This is a genomic window from Prevotella sp. P5-50 (assembly GCF_002251295.1).
Taxonomy (GTDB): Bacteria; Bacteroidota; Bacteroidia; order Bacteroidales; family Bacteroidaceae; genus Prevotella.
This window is the reverse complement of record NZ_NPJA01000016.1, coordinates 46,567-69,209: the sequence shown is the minus strand read 5'-3', so window position 1 is coordinate 69,209 and position 22,643 is coordinate 46,567. Positions and strand designations below refer to the sequence as shown.

18 protein-coding genes and 2 pseudogenes are annotated in these 22,643 nt (G+C 39.5%); 9 read left to right on the top strand and 11 right to left on the bottom strand.

Annotation, left to right across the window (positions count from 1 at the left end; all coding sequences use genetic code 11):
* Positions 1-1,858: pseudogene (locus CIK88_RS03700) on the top strand (ATP-binding protein); the annotation flags it as partial.
* Here the strand turns inward: CIK88_RS03700 and CIK88_RS03695 are convergent.
* From CIK88_RS03695 to CIK88_RS12555, 3 genes and pseudogenes are all read right to left on the bottom strand, one after another.
* Positions 1,832-2,461: pseudogene (locus CIK88_RS03695) on the bottom strand (ParA family protein); the annotation flags it as partial. The pseudogenes CIK88_RS03700 and CIK88_RS03695 overlap by 27 nt on opposite strands.
* A 153-nt stretch (positions 2,462-2,614) precedes the next feature.
* Positions 2,615-2,782 carry a ribonuclease P gene (locus CIK88_RS12270; RefSeq protein WP_144269572.1) on the bottom strand — a complete coding sequence of 56 codons (168 nt, stop codon included), beginning with the start codon at positions 2,780-2,782 and terminating at the stop codon, positions 2,615-2,617.
* Positions 2,783-2,838: 56 nt separating this feature from the next.
* Positions 2,839-2,985 (bottom strand): hypothetical protein, encoded by a 147-nt coding sequence (locus CIK88_RS12555; protein WP_254046842.1) that lies wholly within the window; start codon positions 2,983-2,985, stop codon positions 2,839-2,841.
* 276 nt (positions 2,986-3,261) lie between these two features.
* On the opposite strand from CIK88_RS12555, the gene CIK88_RS03685 reads away from it, so the two are divergent.
* From CIK88_RS03685 to CIK88_RS03675, 3 genes are read left to right on the top strand one after another with little or no spacing between them, the layout of a single operon-like run.
* On the top strand, positions 3,262-4,500 hold the full coding sequence (locus CIK88_RS03685) for a site-specific integrase (protein ID WP_094434584.1): 1,239 nt from the start codon (positions 3,262-3,264) through the stop codon (positions 4,498-4,500).
* 37 nt (positions 4,501-4,537) lie between these two features.
* The gene (locus CIK88_RS03680; protein WP_158214632.1) at positions 4,538-5,518 is read left to right on the top strand and encodes a tyrosine-type recombinase/integrase; all 981 of its coding nucleotides are present in this window, start codon (positions 4,538-4,540) and stop codon (positions 5,516-5,518) included.
* Positions 5,511-6,545 carry a tyrosine-type recombinase/integrase gene (locus CIK88_RS03675; protein WP_158214631.1) on the top strand — a complete coding sequence of 345 codons (1,035 nt, stop codon included), beginning with the start codon at positions 5,511-5,513 and terminating at the stop codon, positions 6,543-6,545. Before CIK88_RS03680 ends, CIK88_RS03675 begins: the two co-directional genes overlap by 8 nt.
* Positions 6,546-6,651: 106 nt before the next feature.
* Here CIK88_RS03675 and CIK88_RS03670 read toward each other — a convergent pair whose 3' ends face one another.
* The 8 genes from CIK88_RS03670 to CIK88_RS03635 form a co-directional block, all read right to left on the bottom strand.
* The gene (locus CIK88_RS03670) at positions 6,652-7,005 is read right to left on the bottom strand and encodes a hypothetical protein (protein WP_254046841.1); all 354 of its coding nucleotides are present in this window, start codon (positions 7,003-7,005) and stop codon (positions 6,652-6,654) included.
* A gap of 53 nt (positions 7,006-7,058) precedes the next feature.
* The gene (locus CIK88_RS03665; protein ID WP_173815645.1) at positions 7,059-7,304 is read right to left on the bottom strand and encodes a hypothetical protein; all 246 of its coding nucleotides are present in this window, start codon (positions 7,302-7,304) and stop codon (positions 7,059-7,061) included.
* Positions 7,301-7,522 (bottom strand): DUF3873 domain-containing protein, encoded by a 222-nt coding sequence (locus tag CIK88_RS03660; protein ID WP_027326082.1) that lies wholly within the window; start codon positions 7,520-7,522, stop codon positions 7,301-7,303. The genes CIK88_RS03665 and CIK88_RS03660 overlap by 4 nt, the downstream gene beginning before the upstream one ends.
* Positions 7,523-7,541: 19 nt before the next feature.
* Complete coding sequence (locus tag CIK88_RS03655; RefSeq protein ID WP_094434577.1) at positions 7,542-7,892, bottom strand: hypothetical protein; 351 nt, start codon at positions 7,890-7,892, stop codon at positions 7,542-7,544.
* Between the two features lie 321 nt (positions 7,893-8,213).
* Positions 8,214-8,591 (bottom strand): single-stranded DNA-binding protein, encoded by a 378-nt coding sequence (locus CIK88_RS03650; protein ID WP_027326084.1) that lies wholly within the window; start codon positions 8,589-8,591, stop codon positions 8,214-8,216.
* 774 nt (positions 8,592-9,365) lie between these two features.
* The gene (locus CIK88_RS03645) at positions 9,366-10,835 is read right to left on the bottom strand and encodes a type II toxin-antitoxin system HipA family toxin (RefSeq protein WP_254046840.1); all 1,470 of its coding nucleotides are present in this window, start codon (positions 10,833-10,835) and stop codon (positions 9,366-9,368) included.
* A 20-nt stretch (positions 10,836-10,855) separates the two neighbouring features.
* Positions 10,856-11,164, bottom strand: coding sequence for a helix-turn-helix domain-containing protein (locus CIK88_RS03640; RefSeq protein ID WP_094383297.1), 309 nt, complete (start codon positions 11,162-11,164; stop codon positions 10,856-10,858).
* A gap of 230 nt (positions 11,165-11,394) precedes the next feature.
* A complete protein-coding gene (locus CIK88_RS03635; protein WP_027326084.1) occupies positions 11,395-11,772 on the bottom strand; it encodes a single-stranded DNA-binding protein in 378 nt (125 codons plus the stop codon).
* A gap of 1,834 nt (positions 11,773-13,606) precedes the next feature.
* Here CIK88_RS03635 and CIK88_RS03630 point away from each other — a divergent pair.
* Genes CIK88_RS03630 through CIK88_RS03610 form a run of 5 tightly spaced genes read left to right on the top strand, consistent with a single transcriptional unit; the run spans position 13,607 to position 22,640 of the window.
* The gene (locus tag CIK88_RS03630; RefSeq protein WP_094434575.1) at positions 13,607-14,371 is read left to right on the top strand and encodes a type IV toxin-antitoxin system AbiEi family antitoxin; all 765 of its coding nucleotides are present in this window, start codon (positions 13,607-13,609) and stop codon (positions 14,369-14,371) included.
* A complete protein-coding gene (locus tag CIK88_RS03625; protein ID WP_094434573.1) occupies positions 14,364-15,284 on the top strand; it encodes a nucleotidyl transferase AbiEii/AbiGii toxin family protein in 921 nt (306 codons plus the stop codon). Before CIK88_RS03630 ends, CIK88_RS03625 begins: the two co-directional genes overlap by 8 nt.
* Before the next feature lie 28 nt (positions 15,285-15,312).
* Positions 15,313-16,872, top strand: a complete 1,560-nt coding sequence (locus tag CIK88_RS03620) for a hypothetical protein (protein ID WP_094434571.1) — start codon at positions 15,313-15,315, stop codon at positions 16,870-16,872.
* On the top strand, positions 16,869-17,570 hold the full coding sequence (locus CIK88_RS03615; protein ID WP_094434569.1) for a hypothetical protein: 702 nt from the start codon (positions 16,869-16,871) through the stop codon (positions 17,568-17,570). Before CIK88_RS03620 ends, CIK88_RS03615 begins: the two co-directional genes overlap by 4 nt.
* Before the next feature lie 6 nt (positions 17,571-17,576).
* Positions 17,577-22,640, top strand: coding sequence for a hypothetical protein (locus tag CIK88_RS03610; protein WP_144269571.1), 5,064 nt, complete (start codon positions 17,577-17,579; stop codon positions 22,638-22,640).
* Positions 22,641-22,643: the final 3 nt, after the last annotated feature.

The window sequence follows — 22,643 nt, the reverse complement described above, 5'->3', positions numbered from 1 at the left end:
GTTCCAGATAGTCCGGTTAATGGATGAACAACAATCTATTAACAAGAAGATAGCCAATCAAATTCCGGTTATTGTGCAGAAAAGTGTGCAGGAACAGTCCAAAAAGCCAAAACGAAAAGGTTTCTTGAGCATCTTCGGCAAAAAAGAGGGAACGAAGCCAACGACAACAACGACTACGCTCCGTTCATCCAATAGAAACATGGTCAACGAACAGAATGCGCAGAGCCGTCGATTGTCAGAACAAGCCGATAGTCTTGCTGCCCGTAATGCAGAACTTAACAGACAACTGCAAGGATTGATTTGCCAAATCGAAAAGAAGGTGCAATCTGATTTACAAAATAGAGAAAGCGAGATAACAGCCATGCGTAAAAAATCATTTATGCAGATAGGCGGCTTGATGGGATTTGTTCTTTTGCTGTTGGTCATTTCCTATATCATCATACACCGTGATGCAAAGAACATTAAACGATACAAACGCAAGACAACGGATTTGATCGAGCAATTGGAACAGTCCGTGCAACAAAATGAGATACTCATAACCTCCCGAAAGAAAGCGGTATATACTATTACCCATGAGTTGCGTACACCACTGACGGCAATAACCGGCTATACCGAACTTTTGCGGAAAGAATGCAATAGCGGTAATAATGGGCAATATATCCAAAATATACTGCAATCCTCCGACCGTATGCGGGATATGCTCAACACTTTGCTTGACTTCTTCCGCCTGGACAACGGCAAGGAACAGCCCCGTCTGTCACCCTGCCGGATTTCTGCAATCACGCACACACTTGAAACGGAGTTCATGCCTGTTGCCGTGAACAAAGGGTTGTCCTTGTCCGTGAAGACTGGACACGATGCCATTGTATTGACCGACAAAGAGCGAATAATACAAATCGGGAATAACCTGCTGTCAAACGCTGTCAAGTTCACAGAAGAAGGCGGTGTTTCTTTGATTACTGAATATGATAATGGAGTTCTGACACTGGTCATTGAAGATACAGGTACAGGCATGACAGAAGAGGAACAGAAACAAGCGTTCGGTGCGTTTGAACGTCTATCAAATGCCGCTGCAAAGGAGGGTTTCGGGCTTGGGCTTGCCATAATGCGTAATATTGTGTCGATGCTTGGCGGAACAATCCGTTTGGACAGCAAGAAAGGGAAAGGCAGTCGTTTCACAGTTGAAATTTCTATGCAGGAAGCTGAAGAACAGCTTGGATATACAAGCAATACACCTGTTTATCATAACAATAAATTCCATGATGTTGTCGCCATTGACAATGATGAGGTATTACTTCTAATGCTGAAAGAGATGTATTCCCAAGAAGGAATACACTGCGACACTTGCACCGATGCTGCGGCACTGATGGAAATGATACGCCAGAAAGAATACAGCCTGTTGCTGACAGACTTGAATATGCCTGGTATAAACGGTTTCGAATTGCTGGAACTGTTGCGTTCGTCCAACGTGGGCAATTCACCAACAATCCCGGTGGTTGTGGCAACCGCTTCGGGCAGTTGTAACAAAGGGGAACTATTGGCAAAAGGCTTTGCCGGATGCCTGTTCAAGCCGTTCTCCATATCGGAACTGATGGAGGTTTCCGACAGGTGTGCCATAAAAGCGACACCGGACGGGAAACCGGACTTTTCCGCCTTATTGTCCTATGGCAATGAAGCCGTCATGCTGGAAAAGTTGATAACTGAAACAGAAAAGGAAATGCAGGCGGTACGGGATGCAGCAAAAGAAAAAGACCTGCAAAAGCTGGATTCCCTGATCCACCACCTGCGCAGTTCGTGGGAGGTGCTCCGTGCCGACCAACCGCTGAATGTACTTTACGGATTGCTTCGTGGCGATGCTTTCGTAGCGAGACTTTACTGCTTGCTCAACCACCTTGTTCAGTTTTCGATGGTTGAAGCGGGCTATGAACACACCTCCCAGGCGAAGAGAGGGCTTCACTCTTTGGAGATTAGTCACAAAAGCATCAAGCATCCTCATTCCTTTGAGCGGAAGCAGCTCAGGAGTCATTGGCACGATGATTTCATCGGCTGCAAGAAAGGCATTCGTGGTGACGATGCCCAATGAAGGTGGGCAGTCGATGAGGATGTAGTCATAGTCCTGTCTGATTGGGTCAAGAAGCCTACTGAGCAGCTGTTCTCTTGCCAAGAGATTGGTCAGGGCAATCTCCGCACTCGCCATTTCAAGTGAAGATGGCACAAGGTCGAGATTCTCCCTGATATGCTTCACTGGCAATGGTGCTCCATCTACGAGAGCATCAAAGATGCTGGTCTCAATGTCATCTTCGTTAGGGATGAAATACAATGTGAGATTTGCCTGTCCATCGAGGTCGATGAGCAGGACTTTCTTTCCCATTTGCGCCATGCAAGCCCCGATAGAGGCTGTGGAAGTGGTCTTTGACACCCCTCCTTTGTGGTTGGCGAACGTAATGATTTTCTGTTTCATACTTATTTCCATTATGTATATATGTATAAATGTGTACAACTATACAAGGCTACGTGGCTACTTGTATTAACGTGTACAAAGTTACTGACGTTACTTTGGTTAGCCTTGTCACTTCTCCTGACAGCCTTTATAGTCAGGAGAAGTGTTAGGTAGTCAGAGTATAAACACCTCGTCTCGGAGTACTGTTACCTCTGCACCGCTGCTCACTTGTACAAGCAGTTCCTTGCCATAATCTTCAATAATCGTAGCAAAGCGGCAGCCTTTCCATGGGGTTCCCAGTTCGCAAGTCTCTCCCAATAATTCTGATTCATATTCGTACATATTCTGTGTAGGTTTAATGCGAGAGCACAAGGCTTGCTCATGCTCTCGCTTGTTTCTTATTCAAAAGTGAAGACCCGAATATAGAAGTAGGTTTCTTCATTCTCATACTCATACTCGTTGATGAAGTCAACCATCTGTTCCTCTGTGCGTTCCCCATGTTCGATTCCGGTCTTTGATACCCATTCGTTGATAGCATCCTTCACCGTATCGTAAACGTCATCATAAGCGTCCTCAAATGGTTTGCCGTTTGAGCTGACACAACACTCTTCGGGGAAAAAAGAGCCTTCATCATGGACGTAGTAAACTTCGCATCCACATTCACAAACTCGGTATTATCCAAAGTCGTGAGTTATCCAAAGTTTTATAATAAATTAGTATGTAATACTCAGATTTTCAAGATAACTTTTGATAATAAATTGTGATAATACGTTATATTATATAAGTAGCAATGTCGCTACTCATAAAATAAAACAACTCATATGAATCACAATTTTAGTCCCCCAGGGTTGATAGCTCTGTTCGAAGATTACTGCAAAAGACAAAATTTTGCAGCAGTTACTAAATCTGCTCAGCGAAGATTGCTGAACAGACTTATTTCTTACATGGAAACTATAGCAGTTTCTACATACACTCCAGAAGTGGGTGAAAGTTTCATTGTTGCTGCTACAGAAGGGAAGAATCTCAAGAACGTAACAATAAACTCTTATCGTCGTTTAGTTTATGTATTGTCTCAGTCATATAACAACAAAACAATTCACAAACAGAGAACTGCATATGTATGTCCACAATTCAGAGGCGAGATAGGAAAATGTGCGCTAAATTTTATTAGGAGCTATTCTCAAGATAACTTTTTGACGAAAGGGACAATCTATTTTTATGAAAAAACGCTTTATCGTTTTTCTGAGTTTCTTATCTCACGGAATTGTACATTTAAGAATATAAGCAGGGAAGATATAATAGCTTACCTCTCAACAAGTACAAATCAAGATCGAAAAGCTATTGGTACCATAAAGATTTTTCTGAATTATATCTTTGAAAATAAGATTGTGTCCCAGGATTATTCGCATCTTCTGGTAGGATTTAAGGATGCCGTAAAAGAGGTTATTCCATCATTCTACACAGTTGAGGAAATAAAGAAACTCGAATCTTCTGTTAGTAGAGCGACCCCAAAAGGTAAAAGGGATTATGCGATGATATTATTAGCTTCAAGATTAGGGTTACGAATATCGGATATTCAGTCACTTAGGTTTTGTAATATTGATTGGGACAATAATACCCTCAAAGTGCATCAAGTAAAGACCAGCAAATATGTTGAACTACCTTTGTTATCAGAAGTAGGAGACGCTATAATTGATTACATATTAAATGCGCGTCCTAATGTTGAGGATGATTTTGTATTTTTGACTTTAAAACCTCCATTTCGGCGCCTTAATGGTAATTCGTTAAGTCCTGCAATTACTAAATATATGCTTGCTGCTGGTATTGATGTTAGTAAACGACATCATGGTCCTCACGCATTACGCCATAGCCTTGCCAGTAATCTTCTTCAGAATGAAACACCTGTATGTGTAATTACATCTACGTTGGGTCAAGCATCTACGCAATCAACTATGCACTATTTGGACATAGACATAAGAGCGCTCATTAATTGTTCATTAGAAGTACCTGCTATAACAACTAAATTCTACAAAGAAAATGGGTCTGCATTCTATAAATAATTCCAAAGGAAAGTTCCATAGTTCACTTTCCACATATATGATTTCATTCATAAGAGAAAGGAATCTTTATACAAGTAAAGATGAGTGTGTTGAGTTACAATACACTATGGGGCAACTTGATAGATATTTGGTCAGTATTGGATATACAAAGAAATACCTTAACCAAGAATCAATAAAAGGATGGTTGGGTAGTTTTAGTGGTATCAAGGATATAACCTTATATCGCAAATACATAATTGTAGCAAAATTTGCGAGGTATTTATGTGAAATGGGTATGGATTCTTACATAATAAGAGCTCCACGAAAATTACGTCATTGTGATTTCGTTCCTCATATCTTTACCCACGAAGAAATCCTGATGTTGTTTAATACAGCAGATTCACTACGACAGAGATCCACACAGTCCAAGAGTTTTATTTTAATCATGCCTGCATTGTTACGTCTTCTATATAGTACAGGGATAAGAATAGGAGAAGCACTTAACATAAAAAATGAAGACATAGACTTTGATAGAAAGGTGATTGTTATAAATAAATCAAAAAACGGGAAACAACGTTATGCTCCAATAAATGATTCTCTTGAATTCATATTACGTGAGTACTTAGCATGGCGCACCAAGATCAAGAAATGCCAATTAGACAAACCTAATGCACATTTTTTTGTTAATTTCTTAGGAAACAATCCATGCCTACGAGCAGTTCAAACGTGGTTCAAGAAAATATTGGACCAATCAGACATTGTGATAAAAGGAGATCCTGAGACATATCGTCTTCATGCAATTCGACATACTGCATGTGTTCATGCCATGATGAAGTTGTCAAAAGGAGGTATGAACGTATATGCATATTTACCCGTGTTAGCTACGTTCATGGGGCATAAGCATATAAATGATACAGAGTACTACCTTAGATTGACATTGGAAATGTATCCAGAAATTCTGAAGATAGACAAACATTTGACTCCTGACATTCTCAATAAACTATCAAAATATTCTAACATGAATTATGAGTATGAATAAAGGACTATATAAAAACTTCGGAAAAGCATTACAAAGTTTTTTTGAAGACTATCTCTTAAAAGAGTGTGGTGCAAGTCGTCACACTATAAAATCATATAGTGAGACATTCTGCTTGTTTGTGGAATTTGCTGATAAAATAAAAAATACACGTCCAGACAATATTCAGTTGGATAATATTAACAAGGACTATATTCGTGAGTTTCTTGACTGGTTAGAACGTGAAAGAAATTGTAAACCACAAACTCGAAACCATAGAAATACTGTTATGCGATCTTTCTTCAAGTTCATGATGTATTATGATACAATACATCTGAGCCAATGGCAAGAAATCTTATCAATCAAACCCAAAAGAGTACAGCAGGAAGTAATAAAATACCTGTCTGTAGATGGAATCAATGCGTTAATTGACCATATTTCTGCTGACACAAAGGTTGGTCAAAGAAATTTAGCTATGATTTCCTTGTTGTATTATTCCGGCTTAAGAGTGCAAGAATTAATCGACCTTACTCCGCGTTCAATAAGAAATGAAAATCCTCATGTTGTGGAAGTTAAAGGAAAACGTAACAAAAAACGGTTGGTATGTATAAATGAGAATATGTACAAACTATTAAACAGTTACATGGAAAATTACTTCCTCAATACGGAATCTAAGTTAGATCGACCTCTGTTTTTCAACCGTAGTGGTGCTAAATTAACAGATGCAGGAGTTACTCATATTTTGCAGAAGTATGCAAAATTAGCACATGAAGACATACCGACATTAGTTCCTGTAAATATCACGCCCCATTGGTTGAGACATAGCAGAGCTGAACATTTGCTTCAGGGTGGTGCTGAGTTGATTGAAATTAGAGATTTTCTAGGGCATGCATCTGTAACAACTACAGAAATCTATGCAAGGGTCAATATAGAAATGAAACACAAAGCACTGTTAACTATTAATGAAGAAATTGGCATAAAAGAGCCAAAGGTCAAAAGTTGGGAACGTAATCCAGAATTAAAGAGTCTGCTTAAAAGTTTTGCAAAATAACTGAGTGGACAACGCAACCTGAATGATATTATCCAAAGTTGAAAATAAAAGTTGAAATATTAACTCGTTGATATTTAATGGCGATTTGTTTTTGACTTTGGATAACTCACGACTTTAGATAATACCGATTATCCCAATCTTTTGATAATCTGTAACTGATAGAGAGTTCATCGTGTAGATGATGGTTTATCTCCTCAAAGAGTTCGGTGCAAGCATCCCATGCGCTTTCTGTCTCAAACGAGAGAAGAGTATTCTCGTCATCTTCCTCATACTCTGCCCAATAGATATGCCCTCTGACGCTGATTTGCTTTGCTCCGTAGTCGATGCCATAGAAGTCTGCCAATTCGTTCAGCCATACATTCTTGGTGTTCACATTCATGCCCTGAAGGGTCTTCCAAAGGTCGCTCACAGCCTTGCGAGAACCTGTCACCTTGTAGGTGGTAGTTGCCTGATTTGCCATAACTGTCTATTTGTTTATTGTGAAATGTGGGCGGTAGATGCACCGCCACACTATTAGTATTCTGCTATTACTGCGAAGGTGGCATGATGTTCAAGCCATTCTCTTACGCATTCCATATTATACTCGCTTGTGATGACTGCCGTTTGTTCGTCTATTGCGGTGAAACGTGTGCTTTCGTAATCGTCAATCCACTCTTTCAGATTGCCAACTCCAAAAAAAGCCGCATCGTTAAAGACTTCATCTATTACTGCAATGGGCGAGTTAAACCTGACAACAAGTGTCTTATAATGAGTAATCATCTTGTTCCCTCCTTCCTTTTCATCCATTCATCACGCTTCTTCCGGCACTCTTCAAGCGTTGCGCATACACAAGAGAAGAGTTCGCCGTCCGCATGTCGGTAGTCATATTGTACAAGTGTACGTCTCTTTCTGCCTATGCCCGACTGATATTTCTCGTATTTCTCAGCACCTGCGATGGTGCAGGTGCTTACTCCATTGATAGTCATTTTCTGTTCCATATCTGAATTGATAGAATTGTTACCATTCTGTGTAATAACTCTGGTCATTGCTTTCGCATTCTTCTGCCCACTCTTCATCTGTGAAGTCACTATGTAAGCAATTCTCGCTGCAATAGTAGGCTACTCCCATATCCACACAATAGCCTTCACGCATGAGTTTGCCGCACTCAGAGCATCTACGGCAGGCTCTGTCAGTGTCCCACCAATAATCCACAAAGGACTCAGCAATTACGTCTTCGCTTGTGTTCTCGTCCCACTTGTCACGGTAGAAGTCCGCAAACTTGTTCAACTCATCCTTGCTGAAAAGTTCCTGGTCTGTGCCACTAACACCCTTGGTCAGTCGGCTCAAAATCGATTCTCTTGTCGTCATATTGATATTGTTTTTTCTCCCTTTCGTAGATCAACTACTTCGGGAATGGTTAAAAATTATGTTGCTTTCAGAAGGTGTTACGGCTATCTTGGCAAGGTTTTGATGCAAAATACTACCCGAAAGGTGTGGAGATTTTCCATCAAAGCGGGCAGCCTTGACCTTGCAGGAGATGAGACGTAACCATTACCTTCGCAACAGAATTTCTACCGATTCCCAGAAGTCGATGTATGGCAATCATTATAACAGGAACACCCATTCGGCAAAGAAAAGGAGATGCATAAAAAAAGCGACCCGAAGGCCGCTCTTTGATGACGAGAAGGGTTATTTGCCCTTCTTTGTCTTGCTCTCCTGTGGAGCAGGAGTTTCTTCTTTCTCCACAGCTTCGTAGAACTTGGTTGCGACGAGAACCACACGGTTGTGCTTAACTCCATCGGCATCCTGCCATTCCTCAGGCTTGAAGTAGCCTTCTACCGTAAGGAGAGTTCCCTTTACAAGGCGATCGAAGGAAGAGGTGTTCTCGTTTTTGCGCCATGCCTCTACATTCATGAAGGCTGATGTGCGGTTTGTTTCCTCGCCATTCTTCTCAGTACGGCTGATGGCCAGTGAGAAACGTGCAACGCTTGCTGTTGAGAACTGATGGATGCTTGCATCCTTACCTACGAAACCGCTTACTACGAAAGAATTTTCAATCTTTTTCATAACTTTGAAATTTTAGAAGTGAAACATTTATTTTTTACGTTGCTATCAGAGTTAGCAAGGAAAGCAGGCAGGCAAGGAATTACCGAATTATTTCACCTTGGCACAGAAAAGTTTTTTGGATGATGTCAGACGAAAAAGTTTTTGAAATAATTCAGGTAATAAGGCACTGATACTTGATACAATGCGGCTTGCACTAACTTTGCGACGGAAAAAGTAAGTGTGTCTGCTTCGTCCAAAATAAGAAGTGGAGAAAAGTGCAGAAAATCAAGTAATCGGTGTTAGGTAAAGGAAACAGGTATCTATATCAGATAAACAAGCGATGAACAAACATCGTGCCGATAGCCGTTGAAGGATGGTCGGAAACTGAGCAACAGCATGAAGAGATTGGGGGTGCAAGTACGATGAAAAAGACGGAGAACGCACAAGGAAGGGAACATGAGGAAGGCACACCTGGGGATTAGGATGTCGAGAGTAAACGCAATACGGTTCTCGCAACGATTCACAGAAGCTAAAGAAAGAGGTAATTCAGCAAGGAGAAAAAAGAAGGACTGACCCTGCCGTCAATGAGCAGCCATCGGGCTCAACTTATGGCATGTAAGTTTAAGTTTAGAATTACTTATGTATATATACATGTTCTCCAAACTCAAATGTTTTCATGGTTTCAAGTCTATTACCCATACTTTCGAATGTAAAAAAGACAGTTTTCCTTCAGTAGGGAGAAGGTATAAAAAAGAGCGACCGAAGCCGCTCTTTATGTAGTATCAATATGTAGATTTACCTGGCAAGGTATGTTTCAACCAGTGTATGCAGTTGTTCTATCGAGAGGTTGGAAGTACCTGTTTCTTCAATCTCTGCATACGCTGCTTTGTTTTTTGATATAACAAACTTACGCTCTTTTCCTTGTATCTCGCAAAAAAGATGGAAATTGCCTTTGTAAGTTTGTTCTACACGTACATTCTCATATAGAATGCCATCAATATCAAATGATGGTGAACTGCTATCAGGCAAGAAGCCCCAATTTGCCAGATGGTTGTTCAAGCAAGTTTCAACAGCAGCTATCCATTGCTGACCTACACCACATTCTTCTGCGTATTTACGGAACTTACAGATAGCAGAAGCAACCTCTTTGATAATGGTTTCTGCCTTTCTGATACCATTATCTTTGGCGAGAGCAAGAGCATCTTCAAGGGTTTGACCTTGCAGCTTTCCTTGCATCATAAGGCAGTGCATAGTCTCTGGAAGGAAACCTCCGACATTGAAAATATAGGTCATGTCATATGCTGGCGATAACTGCCAATGACCGTTTTCGTCCATTAGGAATGAAAAGTTCTTATTGTGGTCATCGGTGTTGTTGGCAAGGATGTTGAACACCATCCTGCGAAATACCTCTTCCTGTGTGGATTCAGGAAGTCGCATCTTACGACATACCATCAGCAGTTTCTCGTAGCTGTCTGCTTCGGGGTATAAGGCAGCCAGTGTCTGCATGTGAAGCTTACGTTCCTCATCACGATCGAAACGATGCGTTATGAAGTGATTCTGTCCCTCAACTTCAATAAGTTCACATGGCATCATGTTTATACCAGCAGCTGTAGCCATTTTGTAATAAGCCATTTCAAGCTCAGCAGAAGAACGTGAAGGATCACCAAACTTAAGAATACAGTATTCAAACTCTTTTTGCCCAGCTATCTGTCCGCTTCTTATCTCACCAGTCTTTGGATTTATGGCAATGATGGCTTTAGGCTGTCTGCCACCTGCAGAGGTGCCAACAGCTATCAAGGATTGCATCGTCAAAGACTCATCTGGCATTATCTTTACGTTCTCACGCTCAGTGAATATCTTTTGAGCCAAGTCCGTCAAAGCTTTAAGATTGAGTTGTTCGGACTTCTTAATGCCAGATGATTCAGGGATAAACTCCAATGCTCCCATTCCTCGCTTGCCAATGAAAGAGAGAATTTCAAGAGGAGTGATTTCCTGGTTTCGGATGCCGTTCTGTATTCTCCAACATTCGAAGACTTGATTTCCCCAAGCATCAGGAAGCGAATCAGCAAGAAAAGGAGGCAATTTACGGTAAAGCTTCATTTCCTTATCTCCCATGATAGGACGACGGCTTGCAGGTGACTTGGTAGAAGCAATAAGAGGGAAAGGATCTAGTTCGCCACCGATAACAGCAGGATTGAACTCGAAGTACGAAATTCCCTTCCTGCCATCCCATGACAAACGACCGATTTCCTTGTTCCAGAGCATTATTTTAAGGGAGCTTGTTATCATGATTTCTTATGTCTAATTCGTTGAACCTTCTTTTCTGACTTGATGAGATATGCAGAATCTGGAAGTTCTGGCATCAGTTCGTCTAGAGTATTTATCTGGCCGATAGCCTTCATCAGCAATAGGAACGTACCAAGCGACATATTGCCTGACGTTCCGTTCTCAAACTTGTGAATGGTAGTAATGGTGATACCAGATTGCTCAGAGACATCCTTCTGCGTCATGTTACTACGCAGACGATAATCTTTGAATCTCGCTCCAAGCAGCTTTATTAATTCTGGTATGGAATATTCGTAATAGTCAGCCATAATGTCACACTTTATTTTATACTTTGCTATAATTTATAGATTGTTTTATCGTCCATTTTATATTACGCTTATATTTACGACTGCAAAATTACGCAATGTTTTTGAAATAAATGCATAACGGCAAGGAAAATGTTGGATAAAGAGCAAATTTATATGGTTCTGTAAGGAAAAAGAGAGCCCAAAACACAAAAAAGAGCGACCCGAAGGCCACTCTTTGATGACGAGAAGGGTTATTTGCCCTTCTTTGTCTTGCTCTCCTGTGGAGCAGGAGTTTCTTCTTTCTCCACAGCTTCGTAGAACTTGGTTGCGACGAGAACCACACGGTTGTGCTTAACTCCATCGGCATCCTGCCATTCCTCAGGCTTGAAGTAGCCTTCTACCGTAAGGAGAGTTCCCTTTACAAGGCGATCGAAGGAAGAGGTGTTCTCGTTTTTGCGCCATGCCTCTACATTCATGAAGGCTGATGTGCGGTTTGTTTCCTCGCCATTCTTCTCAGTACGGCTGATGGCCAGTGAGAAACGTGCAACGCTTGCTGTTGAGAACTGATGGATGCTTGCATCCTTACCTACGAAACCGCTTACTACGAAAGAATTTTCAATCTTTTTCATAACTTTGAAATTTTAGAAGTGAAACATTTATTTTTTACGTTGCTATCAGAGTTAGCAAGGAAAGCAGGCAAGCAAGGAATTACCGAATTATTTCACCTTGGCACAGAAAAGTTTTTGGGATGATGTCAGACGAAAAAGTTTTTGAAATAATTCAGGTAATAAGGCACTGATACTTGATACAATGCGGCTTGCACTAACTTTGCGACGGAAAAAGTAAGTGTGTCTGCTTCGTCCAAAATAAGAAGTGTAGAAAAGTGCAGAAAATCAAGTAGTCGGTGTTAGGTAAAGGAAACAGGTATCTATATCAGATAAACAAGCGATGAACAAATATCGAGCAGATAGCCGTTGAAGGATGGTCGGAAACTGAGCAACAGCATGAAGAGATTGGGGGTGCAAATACGATGAAAAAGACGGAGAACGCACAAGGAAGGGAACATGAGGAAGGCACACCTGGGGATTAGGATGTCGAGAGTAAACGCAATACGGTTCTCGCAACGATTCACAGAAGCTAAAGAAAGAGGTAATTCAGCAAGGAGAAAAAAGAAGGACTGACCCTGCCGTCAATGAGCAGCCATCGGGCTCAACTTATGGCATGTAAGTTTAAGTTTAGAATTACTCATGTATATATACATGTTCTCCAAACTCAAATGTCATGACCTCAAATGGCTTAGAACAGGAACAAAGATTGAGTTTACAGGTTTATGAAAGCCATATATATGTATATGACGAAATAAACTTGTATGAATAGCTGATACTCCATTTTTTCTTTCTCTTTACTGAAGAAAGTTAAATTTTGAGGTGTTTTGACTGATTTCAGTATAAAAATGCCACAATGAAAAGTATTTGTGGTAATTTTGCATCATCATTAGAACAGGTAATATAGATTGCAACTCATACATCTTATCGGCAAGATGTCGAGCCAAGATAGAATTGCATTCTCCAAAAAGCATGAAAGCATATGCCAGAATGAACACATACAAGTTCTTCGAGGTGTTCATGTTGAACAACTGGATCTGCAGAACAAAGCAAGATTACGCTACGTTTTGATATGAGCACATAGCAATATCGTGTTATTGAATGTTAAATACGTTAATTTTACAATCTGCAAAATTAGGTTCAAAATGAAAAGAAGAGAAAGTAAAACTTAGACAAATAGCTGATAATCAAGCTAAAATGTTTTCAAAAGGACAACGGCTCAACTATCGTCCTTTTAATACGTAAAACACTGATAATCAGATGTGTTGAAAATCTGCGTGGGAAAGTAGAAAATGTTAATTAGAAGACATCTCCCCAATGGAAGGTCAAATCATGGCAAAACAGCAAAACCGCTGATATTCAAAGGATTAACAGGGAAGTGCAGAGAGTATGACCAACGGCTCAATTACCGACCGTTATACACTATATACACTGATAGTCAGATTGTTACACGCTCTGTATTGGAAAGTAGGACATGAAAACAAGAGAAAACAAATAGGAACACCACGGCATATAGCGTTGAGAATCAGCGATTTGCAGAAGCAAAACCACCGTTTCCAACAACGGCCCAAACTCTGTTCCTGCATTGTGTTCATATCTGATTATCAATGTGTTAGATGCTCTGCGTCGGAAAGTAGATTCTGCGTGGGAAAGTAGGTTTAGTTTATCCCTCTTTATATATAAAGTGGAGTAAACTAAACCTACTTTCCCAAAAGACAATTATAACCTTATCTCAAAGCCATTTCAACTTAAAACTAAAGTAAAACTATAGAATAATGCATATTTTTTAACCAAGCATTTGGTTCTATCAAAGAAATAGTATATCTTTGCAGTTGAAATATTCAACGTATTATAAAATATGGCTGTAGAAACGAAGAGCAAAATCAACTCATTACTAATGAATATACTCCCTGGAGGAATACTATTTTCTGAGGGGCTAAAGAAGCAGGGGTATTCTGATCAGTTGATGAAGCAGTACCGTAAATCTGGCTGGCTGACATCCTTATCTAAGGGTGTGATGTATCGTAGCGGAGATTCTCTATCAGCCTTGGCAGCTTTAGCAAGTTGCCAGGAGCAAACAGGAAAACAATATCGTATAGCCGCCCACTCCGCTCTTGAACTATCTGGCTATTATCATTTCGTACCGATGGGAAAACCTCAACTTATGGTAGCCAGCAACGAGCCAAGAACTCCCCAATGGGCAAAAAGCGATTTGTTTGACATGACTATAGAGTTTTTTACGACATCGGCTTTCGGCCTAATCCAGAAACAAGCAATAAAGCAGAATAATTATACCGTACAAGCATCTTCCCCGGAACTTGCTTTCATGGAATGTCTTCTATTGGCCCCAAATAGATATAGCTTCATGGATTTATATTACATCATGGAGCAATTAACAGCACTTCGCCCAGCCAAAGTTCAGCAATTGCTTGAAACGACGAATAACATGACTGTCAAAAGAATGTTTCTTTATATGGCAGAAAAGGCTAATTATCCTTGGTATCAAGCTATTGATGTTGGCCGAATAAACCTTGGCACTTCTAAAATACAATTGTGCAAAGGTGGTGTCTATGTCTCAAAATACAAAATAACAATTCCAAGAGAATTAGCAGAATATGAATAAACAAGATATACAATCAAGTGTTTATGCTCAGAAGGTTGACCTTCTGTTGCGGCTTTTACCTTTGGTTATGGAGGAAAAGGGTTTTGCTGTACACGGAGGAACGGCAATCAATCTGTTCCTAAGGAATCTGCCTAGGTATTCAGTTGACATTGATCTCACTTATATTCCCTTAGCAGACCGTAAGAAAAGTATTGATGACATTAACTTCCATCTGAAATCGATTAGCGAGAAAGCACGTAAAGCATTCCCTGGTATGCACATCATTCCAAACTATGATACTTGTAAATTGCTATGCGAATATCGAGGCAAACAAGTCAAGGTTGAGGTTAACCAAACAAAACGAGGTATCGTAGGTGGTGAGTTAATGCATCTTCCATTATGCGAAAAGGCTCAGGATGAGTTCCAAGTATATTGTATCGCTGACATTGTTCCTATTTCACTACTCTATGGAGGCAAGGTAGCCGCAGCACTCTCACGTCAACATCCACGAGACCTATTCGATGTAAAGTACATGACAATTCCACTGAAGGATTGTCGAGAGGGACTTATCTTCTGTTTACTAGGTAGTGACCGTCCCATTCATGAATCGTTTGCTCCGACTCTTATTGATCAGCATGAGGCTCTTGCCAATCAATTTGTTGGTATGACCGATACTCCATTTTCATACGAAGAATTTGAAGAAACACGCACCAAACTGATAGCTGACGTTAACAACATCTTAACAGATGCAGACCGTCGATTTCTCGTTAGTTTTGAATATGGTGAACCCGAATGGGACAACTATGAGTTTGCACATTTCAAGGACTTTCCATCTGTCAAATGGAAGCTTCTCAATCTTCAGAAACTGGCAGACCAGAATCCTGAAAAATTAAAGAATGAAGCAGAGCGACTAAGAGATTTAATAGAGAAATAAGTAAAAAGTAAATTAATAGAGTAATAATATGCTTGATTTAATAATAAATTGGTGGAACTTTGTAGTATTGGGAATCGGACTTTGTGCTACAAAATGGTGTAATAACAAATACGAAGAAACAAAGTCAAGACCTTTATTGACAAGTCTTCCAGGAGTGTGGACATCACTGGGTCTACTCGGAACTTTCTGCGCAATCTGTTGGTCTCTGCATGGATTAGATAATATTCAAGAGGCCGTTGACAACACTGGAAAAACTCTTGGAGAAGTTAAGGCCGCAGGAAGTCAGGGCCTAGATATTATGAAAATTATTAGTGAACTAATCCCTGCCTTTACGACATCAATAATCGGTCTTGTTGGTGCTCTTGTGGTTACACTATGGGCAAAGATAAAGTTTGCAGAAGAAGAAGTTGAAGATAATAGCAGACTTGGAAACACTACACCAGAGGAGTATATTCGAGATATAGCCATCTATTCAAAGGAGATGACTTATAACAAGTCCATATTAAACAAACATAATGAACTTCTATCCGAATTGATAAATCTTCACAAGGAACAGGAACAGAAAAATAGAGAGTACAACGATAAACTCAACGATAATATTAGCCACCAAAGTGAGATTCTAAAAGAATTTATAGACGGCTTTGTTAAGCGTATGGATGACATATTTAAGCAGATGCATGGTGCCATCCAGCAGCAGGTACAGAATTTTGGTGAAGAACAGTTCACTAAGACAAGTCAGCTTCTTACTTCTATTACAGAGCGTTTGAGTAATGTCTCTAACGACCTCATCAACAATCAGCGTCAGTCTGTTGAGACTATGATGAATAATACTAATACAGAAATTGGTAACATTACGACTTCTGTTACAGAGGTTCTCGGAAATCTTATATCTAAGGTTCAAGAGTCTCTTGCAGCACTTAATAACCAGCAATCAGAACGTCTCAATGCAATAATTTCAAACTATGACTCTCTTGCGACTAAACTGTCAGAACAAAACACAGACTTTGCGACAAAGGTTACTGAACAGATGCAAGCAGAATATTCAAAGGTACAGGAGCACAATGTACAGAGTCTGCTACAGATGGTTGACCTTAGAACCGCTTATCAAGAAGCCACATCTGATGTGCTCACAAGTACCCTTGCCATGAATGAGAAGGCAACATCAGACATGAGAGAGTCGATGTCTGGATTTGTAACAAATATCCAGACCTTGATTGCTACACAATGTTCTGCTCTTAGCACTGCGATTTCTACAAATGTTGAATCACTTAATAAAGCATATCAGTTTATAGAGAGTCTTGTGGCTGAGATTCGCCAGAACTACGACCAAGCTGTACTCGCATATGGTGATGCTGTAAATGTTGCTCATAGAACGAATGAGTCTTCAGAAAAGGTTATTGCTGCAAATAATAAGAGCTTGCAAGCTGTAGAAGAGACTAACGATAAGATTTCTGAAATTCTCGATATCCTTGTAGAACGTCAGGAGAATATTGAGCAACTTATCAAGCAGATTAGTTCTGTTAGTGGAGCAATTGTAGAATTGCAGAAATTGGAATCAACGCTTAATAAGATAACAAATAGCAAATGAGTAGGATTTCATTCCGTGAAAACGGCGAAGAACATAATTTCTGGCAAAACTACACGGATTTAATGTCAGGCTTCCTCATAGTGTTTATCATTACGAGTCTTGTTGCGTATGGTAGCTATAAGGTTTATGTTGACCTGTACCATAATAAAGGTATCACAGAGAACAACATCAATGATATTGTAGTAAATGCGGAACTTTATAAAAAGATTCGAGAGTTTCAAGAAGCTCAGAAGTCCATCAATCGTAAGTATTTCAAATACAACGACAAGTATCAGCGTTTTGAATGTACAGTCAATGTGACATTTGCTCCGGAAAGTCCTGTTATTCCACAGAATTGTTATTCACAACTTGTTGAAGCAGGTAAAGAGATAGAAGACATCATTGACAAATTCAAAGAATCTGCTAATGTTTCTTTCAAGGTTGTAATTGAGGGACGTGCTGCAAAATCGCATAGTAACACAAATCCAAGCAATGACCAAAAAGCTTACGCAGCTCGTCTTAGTTATGAACGTGCTCGTAATCTTCATCTTTTCTGGAAGAATAAGGGATTGTTAAGCAATATTGAGAAACAGAATGGCGAAGTCTTCATTTCTGGATCGGGTTTTGAAGGCAAAGGTCGATATACAGGTTTCGGTCCTGATGGAGAAGACAGAAACAAAACTTTCATCATACAAATTATTCCATACATAACTTATTGATGAGACATGAATGTAAGAGATTTAAGTCAATATATAACGAAGCTATGCGGTCAAGAGACACTACATCTTCTTGGCTCTAACAAAGAATTATTGCTTCAAAAGATTTATGGTCAGGATCCTTCTCCTGATCAGGTGAAATCTGTCATCTCTGATGCTGCCAGCTTCGCAAGTAATGCAGAAGAGCAGTTGTTCTATGAGTTTGTACAGAATGCGTATGATGCAAGTGCTGACTCACTATTCTTCTATGCAAACAAGAATTATCTAATTGTTCTAAACAATGGTGAGCCTTTCTATACAGACTTTGATATTTTTGATTCAGATACAACTCCACGTGACGGTCAGCTATACAACTTCCTTGCAAAAGGTAAGTCGTTGAAGCGTACAGACAATAGTAAGCTTGGTAAATATGGCCAGGGTTCAAAATTGCTTTATACACTCCTTACAGAAGTAAGTGAAAGTGAAGAGAATGAAGACCTTTTGATAAAGACTCTTTATGATGAGAAGAAAGGTCCTTATCTTATCTCTTGGTATAACAGGAATCAACTTGCAAACCTTTTGCAGAAACAAGGTGTATGGACACCAGCACAAGGTGACGACTATAAAGAGAATATTCTTTTTGCAAAAATAATGATGAGCTACTATCCTGTAGCTCCAGGCACATCAGAAGACATCTTCTCTACAAAAGAGGCTTTGGATGCAATCGAAGCATTCGATAATCTCGTTGATCCAAGACGTAATCTCCACTTCCTTGATAGAGGTACTGCGTTAATAATACCTCTTGGTGAAGGTAAATATGAAAGAATAACCTCTGAAATAAACTTAGAGCGTGTAAGAACTCGCCTTGGTGGTTTCGCTTCAATCACCAAAGACCAGGAACGTAATGAGGGAAAGACTGTTGACCACATCTATGTCATGGGCGAAGAAGTTGAACAGCATGAGGTTCAATCTGTATTTGTTGACTTCAAGGTAGAAGGCAAATCGTTCTATTACCACTTTGCGTTCAATCCAGTTTTTGCTGAAAAGAACTTTGTGAACTTGTTCAAGGGTCTTCCTATTCTTGAAACAAAACTTCGACTTGGATTTATCATTGATAGCCAAAAGTTTGATGTTGATAGTAGCCGACAGCGAATAAGTGATAAAGACAAGACAAAAGGACAGTTAGTAAGAGCTTTTTCAGAGCTTGTCACAGTTCTTCGAAGCTTAAAGAATACAAATCCTCAGAAGTTTGATTATATTTACAAGTCAATAGCAGCCACAAAATACCAAGAAGGAGAAGACTTCAAATTCATAAAAGAAGCCTTCCAGGAGGTTTTTGTCCCATTCTTTGAAGAATTTGTACTTACATCTACTGGTGAATATGAGAAGAAAGAGAATGTTCGTTCATTTGATGAAGACTATCAAGTACCTCTGAAAGAAATTGGTATCAATCAATACAAATGGATTGACAGCTCTATAAAGAAAGCCCTTCACCGCCATAAGGTAGATTTTGATACAATCGATTTCTCTACCCTACTCTCTGATGCAGACTCTACTAAGTTGATAGCATGGATAAAATCGTTGTCTGCAAAGGAATACAACGATTTCATAAAGGTTAGTGACAGCCATAAGAACGAATCTGGAGTCCTAAATAACAAGATATTCCGTAGTAACAAAGGAAATCTCTACAGTTACAACGAACTGAAAAGTACAGCAAACATCTACTATCCATTCGAGGATGGCATGAAGTTTGGCGAATGCGAGCATATAAACGAGACTCTTTCTGATATTGATGAGAATACATATCTTGCAATATTGTTTGAAAAGATCAAAGCTAATATTGAGACATTTAGACTAACTGATTCATCAAAAGACGATGCTGCTAACCTGTTGGCATGGATTGCTGCAAAGAACGAGTATTATGGTATGCGTATTAAGACTGAAATATGTCTTTTACAAAACTGGCATGATAGTTATCTGTCTTTTGATAACCTCTTGATTGAACGACCAAAAGATACCATATTATTTGACAATTACACAGTTAAAGGCTATATCCCAGAGGCTGTGAAGTCAACTAATTGGTTACTAAATCCGGCAAAAGCAAAAAAATCTTGCTGGCAATGGGTCGTTTCTCACTGGCAGAACATCCAAGACAATGAAGAATGGGGTGACAATACACATGCATATATAGCTGACATAAAGAAAGTTTATAAGGCTGTAGGTGTTGATGCCCAGGGAAATGTAGATAATACGAATTTGACTCTCTATCTGGATGACGAAGGAAAGCCGACAGATCAGTTGCGTGCTATAGTAAATAATGTATCGAAGCTTACAGAGGACGAATACAACTATCTTGATGAAAAGGTTTCGCATCTGCGATTGTTGCCTTATGAGTATTACAAAGAGCTCATGGAGGCTCCTTTCAGTGTTGAGACAGTTCAATCATCTAACATAGTAAATGAATCGTTATCTGCGGACGAGAAGCTTTTGCGCATCTTTATAAAAATAACGGATGCATACCTACAATTCTATAGAACACAGGAAATATCAGGTAGATACGTTATTACAAAAACTTCAAGCGGTTATAACTACATAGATACAGTATCAACAGATTTGCAGTCAGAACTTCTTGCTGCTAACTTCTATCGTATACCTGATAAAGTGCAGGAGATACTAAGAACTGAGAGCGGAAAATACAAATTCGCTTCAAACGAAACTATGCTCATGAGAGCCATAGAGCGAATAAATAATCCGATAAAGCTCCTTCCTTTTGCAAAACAGGCGAATGTTAATGTAGTAAACTCTTTCTTCAACAACCTTAAGACTATCAATGTAGATAGCAAGATAACAAAGGAAGATTTGAGATGGCAGGTCATGGAATTTGCTGTTCAGCGTAATACTGATGACAATGAATACATTGATACTGTATTTGGACTTATCCGACACAAGAACGCAAAACTTCCAGAGTCCATCACTCAACAATATGTAAAAGTTGGTGAGAATGAATACGATGTATATGTTCTTGATAGTAATTATAAAGATGATAATCAAACAATAGATTCATTCCTCAAATGTCTTCCTTCACAAAATGAGATTGATTACTTCAAGGAGCATTATTATGAGGGAAAAGAAGATGAGGTTCCTACAGATGATCTTTATGATGAATTAAAAAAGCATTATCTGTCTATCGAGCAATTAAGGTTCTGTATAGATTATGCTTTAACAAACAACGACGATTGTGATGATCTTGAAATAACTGAAGACGAAAGCCTCACCAAAGCTCTTGATATGATCTTGGAAAACAACTTTGTTGGTTTTGACAAGCATTTCAAAATGGAAGGTGTGGATTTTGTAAACCATGTTTATGCTAAGCATGACATACTCCTCCAAAGTGAGTACTTGCCAGATGCTCTTCATAAATGGATTGACAAGAATCCGAGTTCTTTGATGTTGTTCACTCAACTTTCAACTTCTTCTGATCCGTACATCGCTGTTCGTCAAGCACTTCTCGACAATACGCCATACTCTGATGTCACTTGTTTCTCCGACATAGACCATAAGGGAGACATTGATTATGCAATAAACTGGGCTATAGAGAAAAAACTTACCTATGCGTACTTATCTGAAAGATACAATACAATGACGGCAATTATCGAGAAATTGCCTTCCGACTATTCTGTAATGCCTTTCCTTAGATACACAGGCAAAGTTGTTCCTTTGGAACAGCCTTATGATATTCCAAAACCAATATTCATGTTGGAGAGATACCAAGAAGGGGCTTCGTTTCTTTCATGGTATTCATGGGCTGGTACACAATTCCAAGAGAGACTTAATGGAAGTCCAAAGCTTGCGAAATTCATAAAAGACAATATTGTCTATATCTACGGTGACAAAGAAATATTATTCAATCATGGATTTAAGAAGAATCCACGTTGGAGCGTACAAACATCTGTGGATATTAAGGATTTTCCAGAGCATGATGACCCTGTATATCAGATTTGGAAGAAGTCTGAAGAATCAAAAGGCATTACCATTCACACATCGAATAAGCCTATAATTATGAACTTCAATATCATGGCTTCTAATGCAAGTATTTTTGCAGACAAGTTGCATGATAGTGAGTTCGGTTATGAACCTGGTAAGCGTGTGGTCATTCAGCAACCAAACAAAGAAGGTCTTAGTTTGATGAAAACCATAGCAAAGCATATTGCAAGTATGGATTTCTTCAAAGAGCCTTTTATTGCCCTTCAGTCATTATACGTTGAACAATGGGAACTTATGCAACAAGGAATCATTGGCAATGGTGAAGGCACTGGAGATAAAGAAGGTGAAGGAAAGTCAAATATCGACCTGTCGAACAGTCCTCTCACAGAAGAACAAGCTCAGGAGGCAATCAATAAAATTTCAGCAGAGACTGCGGAAAACATTGAGCAAGTCAATAATATTACTAAACAGATGAATAGTGAAGAACTGGACAAACTCAATGAAGTTGCAGAACCTATCAAGGAATTGATTGATGGCTTGGAAAAGGAAGATATTGAACGTCTCGCTGAGAAGAAAGAAAAGATGATGCAGATGATGGATGATCTTGCCGAAGCAGAGGAAGAAGAGAAGGAATCTCAGGTGCGTCAAACAATTGGCTTCATCGGAGAACTTATCTACAGCCATTATCTCGAAAACAAGAAGCTTGTCAAAGATGAGGACTTTATTCATGCAGCACTCGATGGAGTTGGTGAATATGACTTTGAGGTGAAGCCTGATAAGATGTATGTAGATGTAAAGACAACTCTCTACAGTTTAAAGGATGGTACTGCGCCATTCTACTTACATCGTTCTCAGAATGTCTTTATGCAGAAACATCCTGATTCAAAGTATCATATTGTTCGAATCTCTCTGATTGACCTTAACCTGAAGAAGTCATACGAAGAACTGCGTGACACTTATGGTAAGGATGCAAACCCATTGGAGAATCCTCATCTGAGAAAACGATGTGAAGCTATTGCTAAACGATACTGGCGTGGAGCAAAGATTGAAGAGTTTGATGCTCTTTCACCAGAATATGCTATCAGAATAGAACAAAAGATAAACAAGTAAATA

What these genes read in the sequence shown, in the direction of transcription:
- CIK88_RS12270 (WP_144269572.1), bottom strand. Translation starts at nt 2,782, where the DNA reads ATGTACGAATATGAATCAGAATTATTGGGAGAGACTTGCGAACTGGGA.
- CIK88_RS03685 (WP_094434584.1), top strand. Translation starts at nt 3,262, where the DNA reads ATGAATCACAATTTTAGTCCCCCAGGGTTGATAGCTCTGTTCGAAGAT.
- CIK88_RS03680 (WP_158214632.1), top strand. Translation starts at nt 4,538, where the DNA reads ATGATTTCATTCATAAGAGAAAGGAATCTTTATACAAGTAAAGATGAG.
- CIK88_RS03675 (WP_158214631.1), top strand. Translation starts at nt 5,511, where the DNA reads ATGAATAAAGGACTATATAAAAACTTCGGAAAAGCATTACAAAGTTTT.
- CIK88_RS03670 (WP_254046841.1), bottom strand. Translation starts at nt 7,005, where the DNA reads ATGGCAAATCAGGCAACTACCACCTACAAGGTGACAGGTTCTCGCAAG.
- CIK88_RS03665 (WP_173815645.1), bottom strand. Translation starts at nt 7,304, where the DNA reads ATGATTACTCATTATAAGACACTTGTTGTCAGGTTTAACTCGCCCATT.
- CIK88_RS03660 (WP_027326082.1), bottom strand. Translation starts at nt 7,522, where the DNA reads ATGGAACAGAAAATGACTATCAATGGAGTAAGCACCTGCACCATCGCA.
- CIK88_RS03655 (WP_094434577.1), bottom strand. Translation starts at nt 7,892, where the DNA reads ATGACGACAAGAGAATCGATTTTGAGCCGACTGACCAAGGGTGTTAGT.
- CIK88_RS03650 (WP_027326084.1), bottom strand. Translation starts at nt 8,591, where the DNA reads ATGAAAAAGATTGAAAATTCTTTCGTAGTAAGCGGTTTCGTAGGTAAG.
- CIK88_RS03645 (WP_254046840.1), bottom strand. Translation starts at nt 10,835, where the DNA reads ATGCTCTGGAACAAGGAAATCGGTCGTTTGTCATGGGATGGCAGGAAG.
- CIK88_RS03640 (WP_094383297.1), bottom strand. Translation starts at nt 11,164, where the DNA reads ATGGCTGACTATTACGAATATTCCATACCAGAATTAATAAAGCTGCTT.
- CIK88_RS03635 (WP_027326084.1), bottom strand. Translation starts at nt 11,772, where the DNA reads ATGAAAAAGATTGAAAATTCTTTCGTAGTAAGCGGTTTCGTAGGTAAG.
- CIK88_RS03630 (WP_094434575.1), top strand. Translation starts at nt 13,607, where the DNA reads ATGGCTGTAGAAACGAAGAGCAAAATCAACTCATTACTAATGAATATA.
- CIK88_RS03625 (WP_094434573.1), top strand. Translation starts at nt 14,364, where the DNA reads ATGAATAAACAAGATATACAATCAAGTGTTTATGCTCAGAAGGTTGAC.
- CIK88_RS03620 (WP_094434571.1), top strand. Translation starts at nt 15,313, where the DNA reads ATGCTTGATTTAATAATAAATTGGTGGAACTTTGTAGTATTGGGAATC.
- CIK88_RS03615 (WP_094434569.1), top strand. Translation starts at nt 16,869, where the DNA reads ATGAGTAGGATTTCATTCCGTGAAAACGGCGAAGAACATAATTTCTGG.
- CIK88_RS03610 (WP_144269571.1), top strand. Translation starts at nt 17,577, where the DNA reads ATGAATGTAAGAGATTTAAGTCAATATATAACGAAGCTATGCGGTCAA.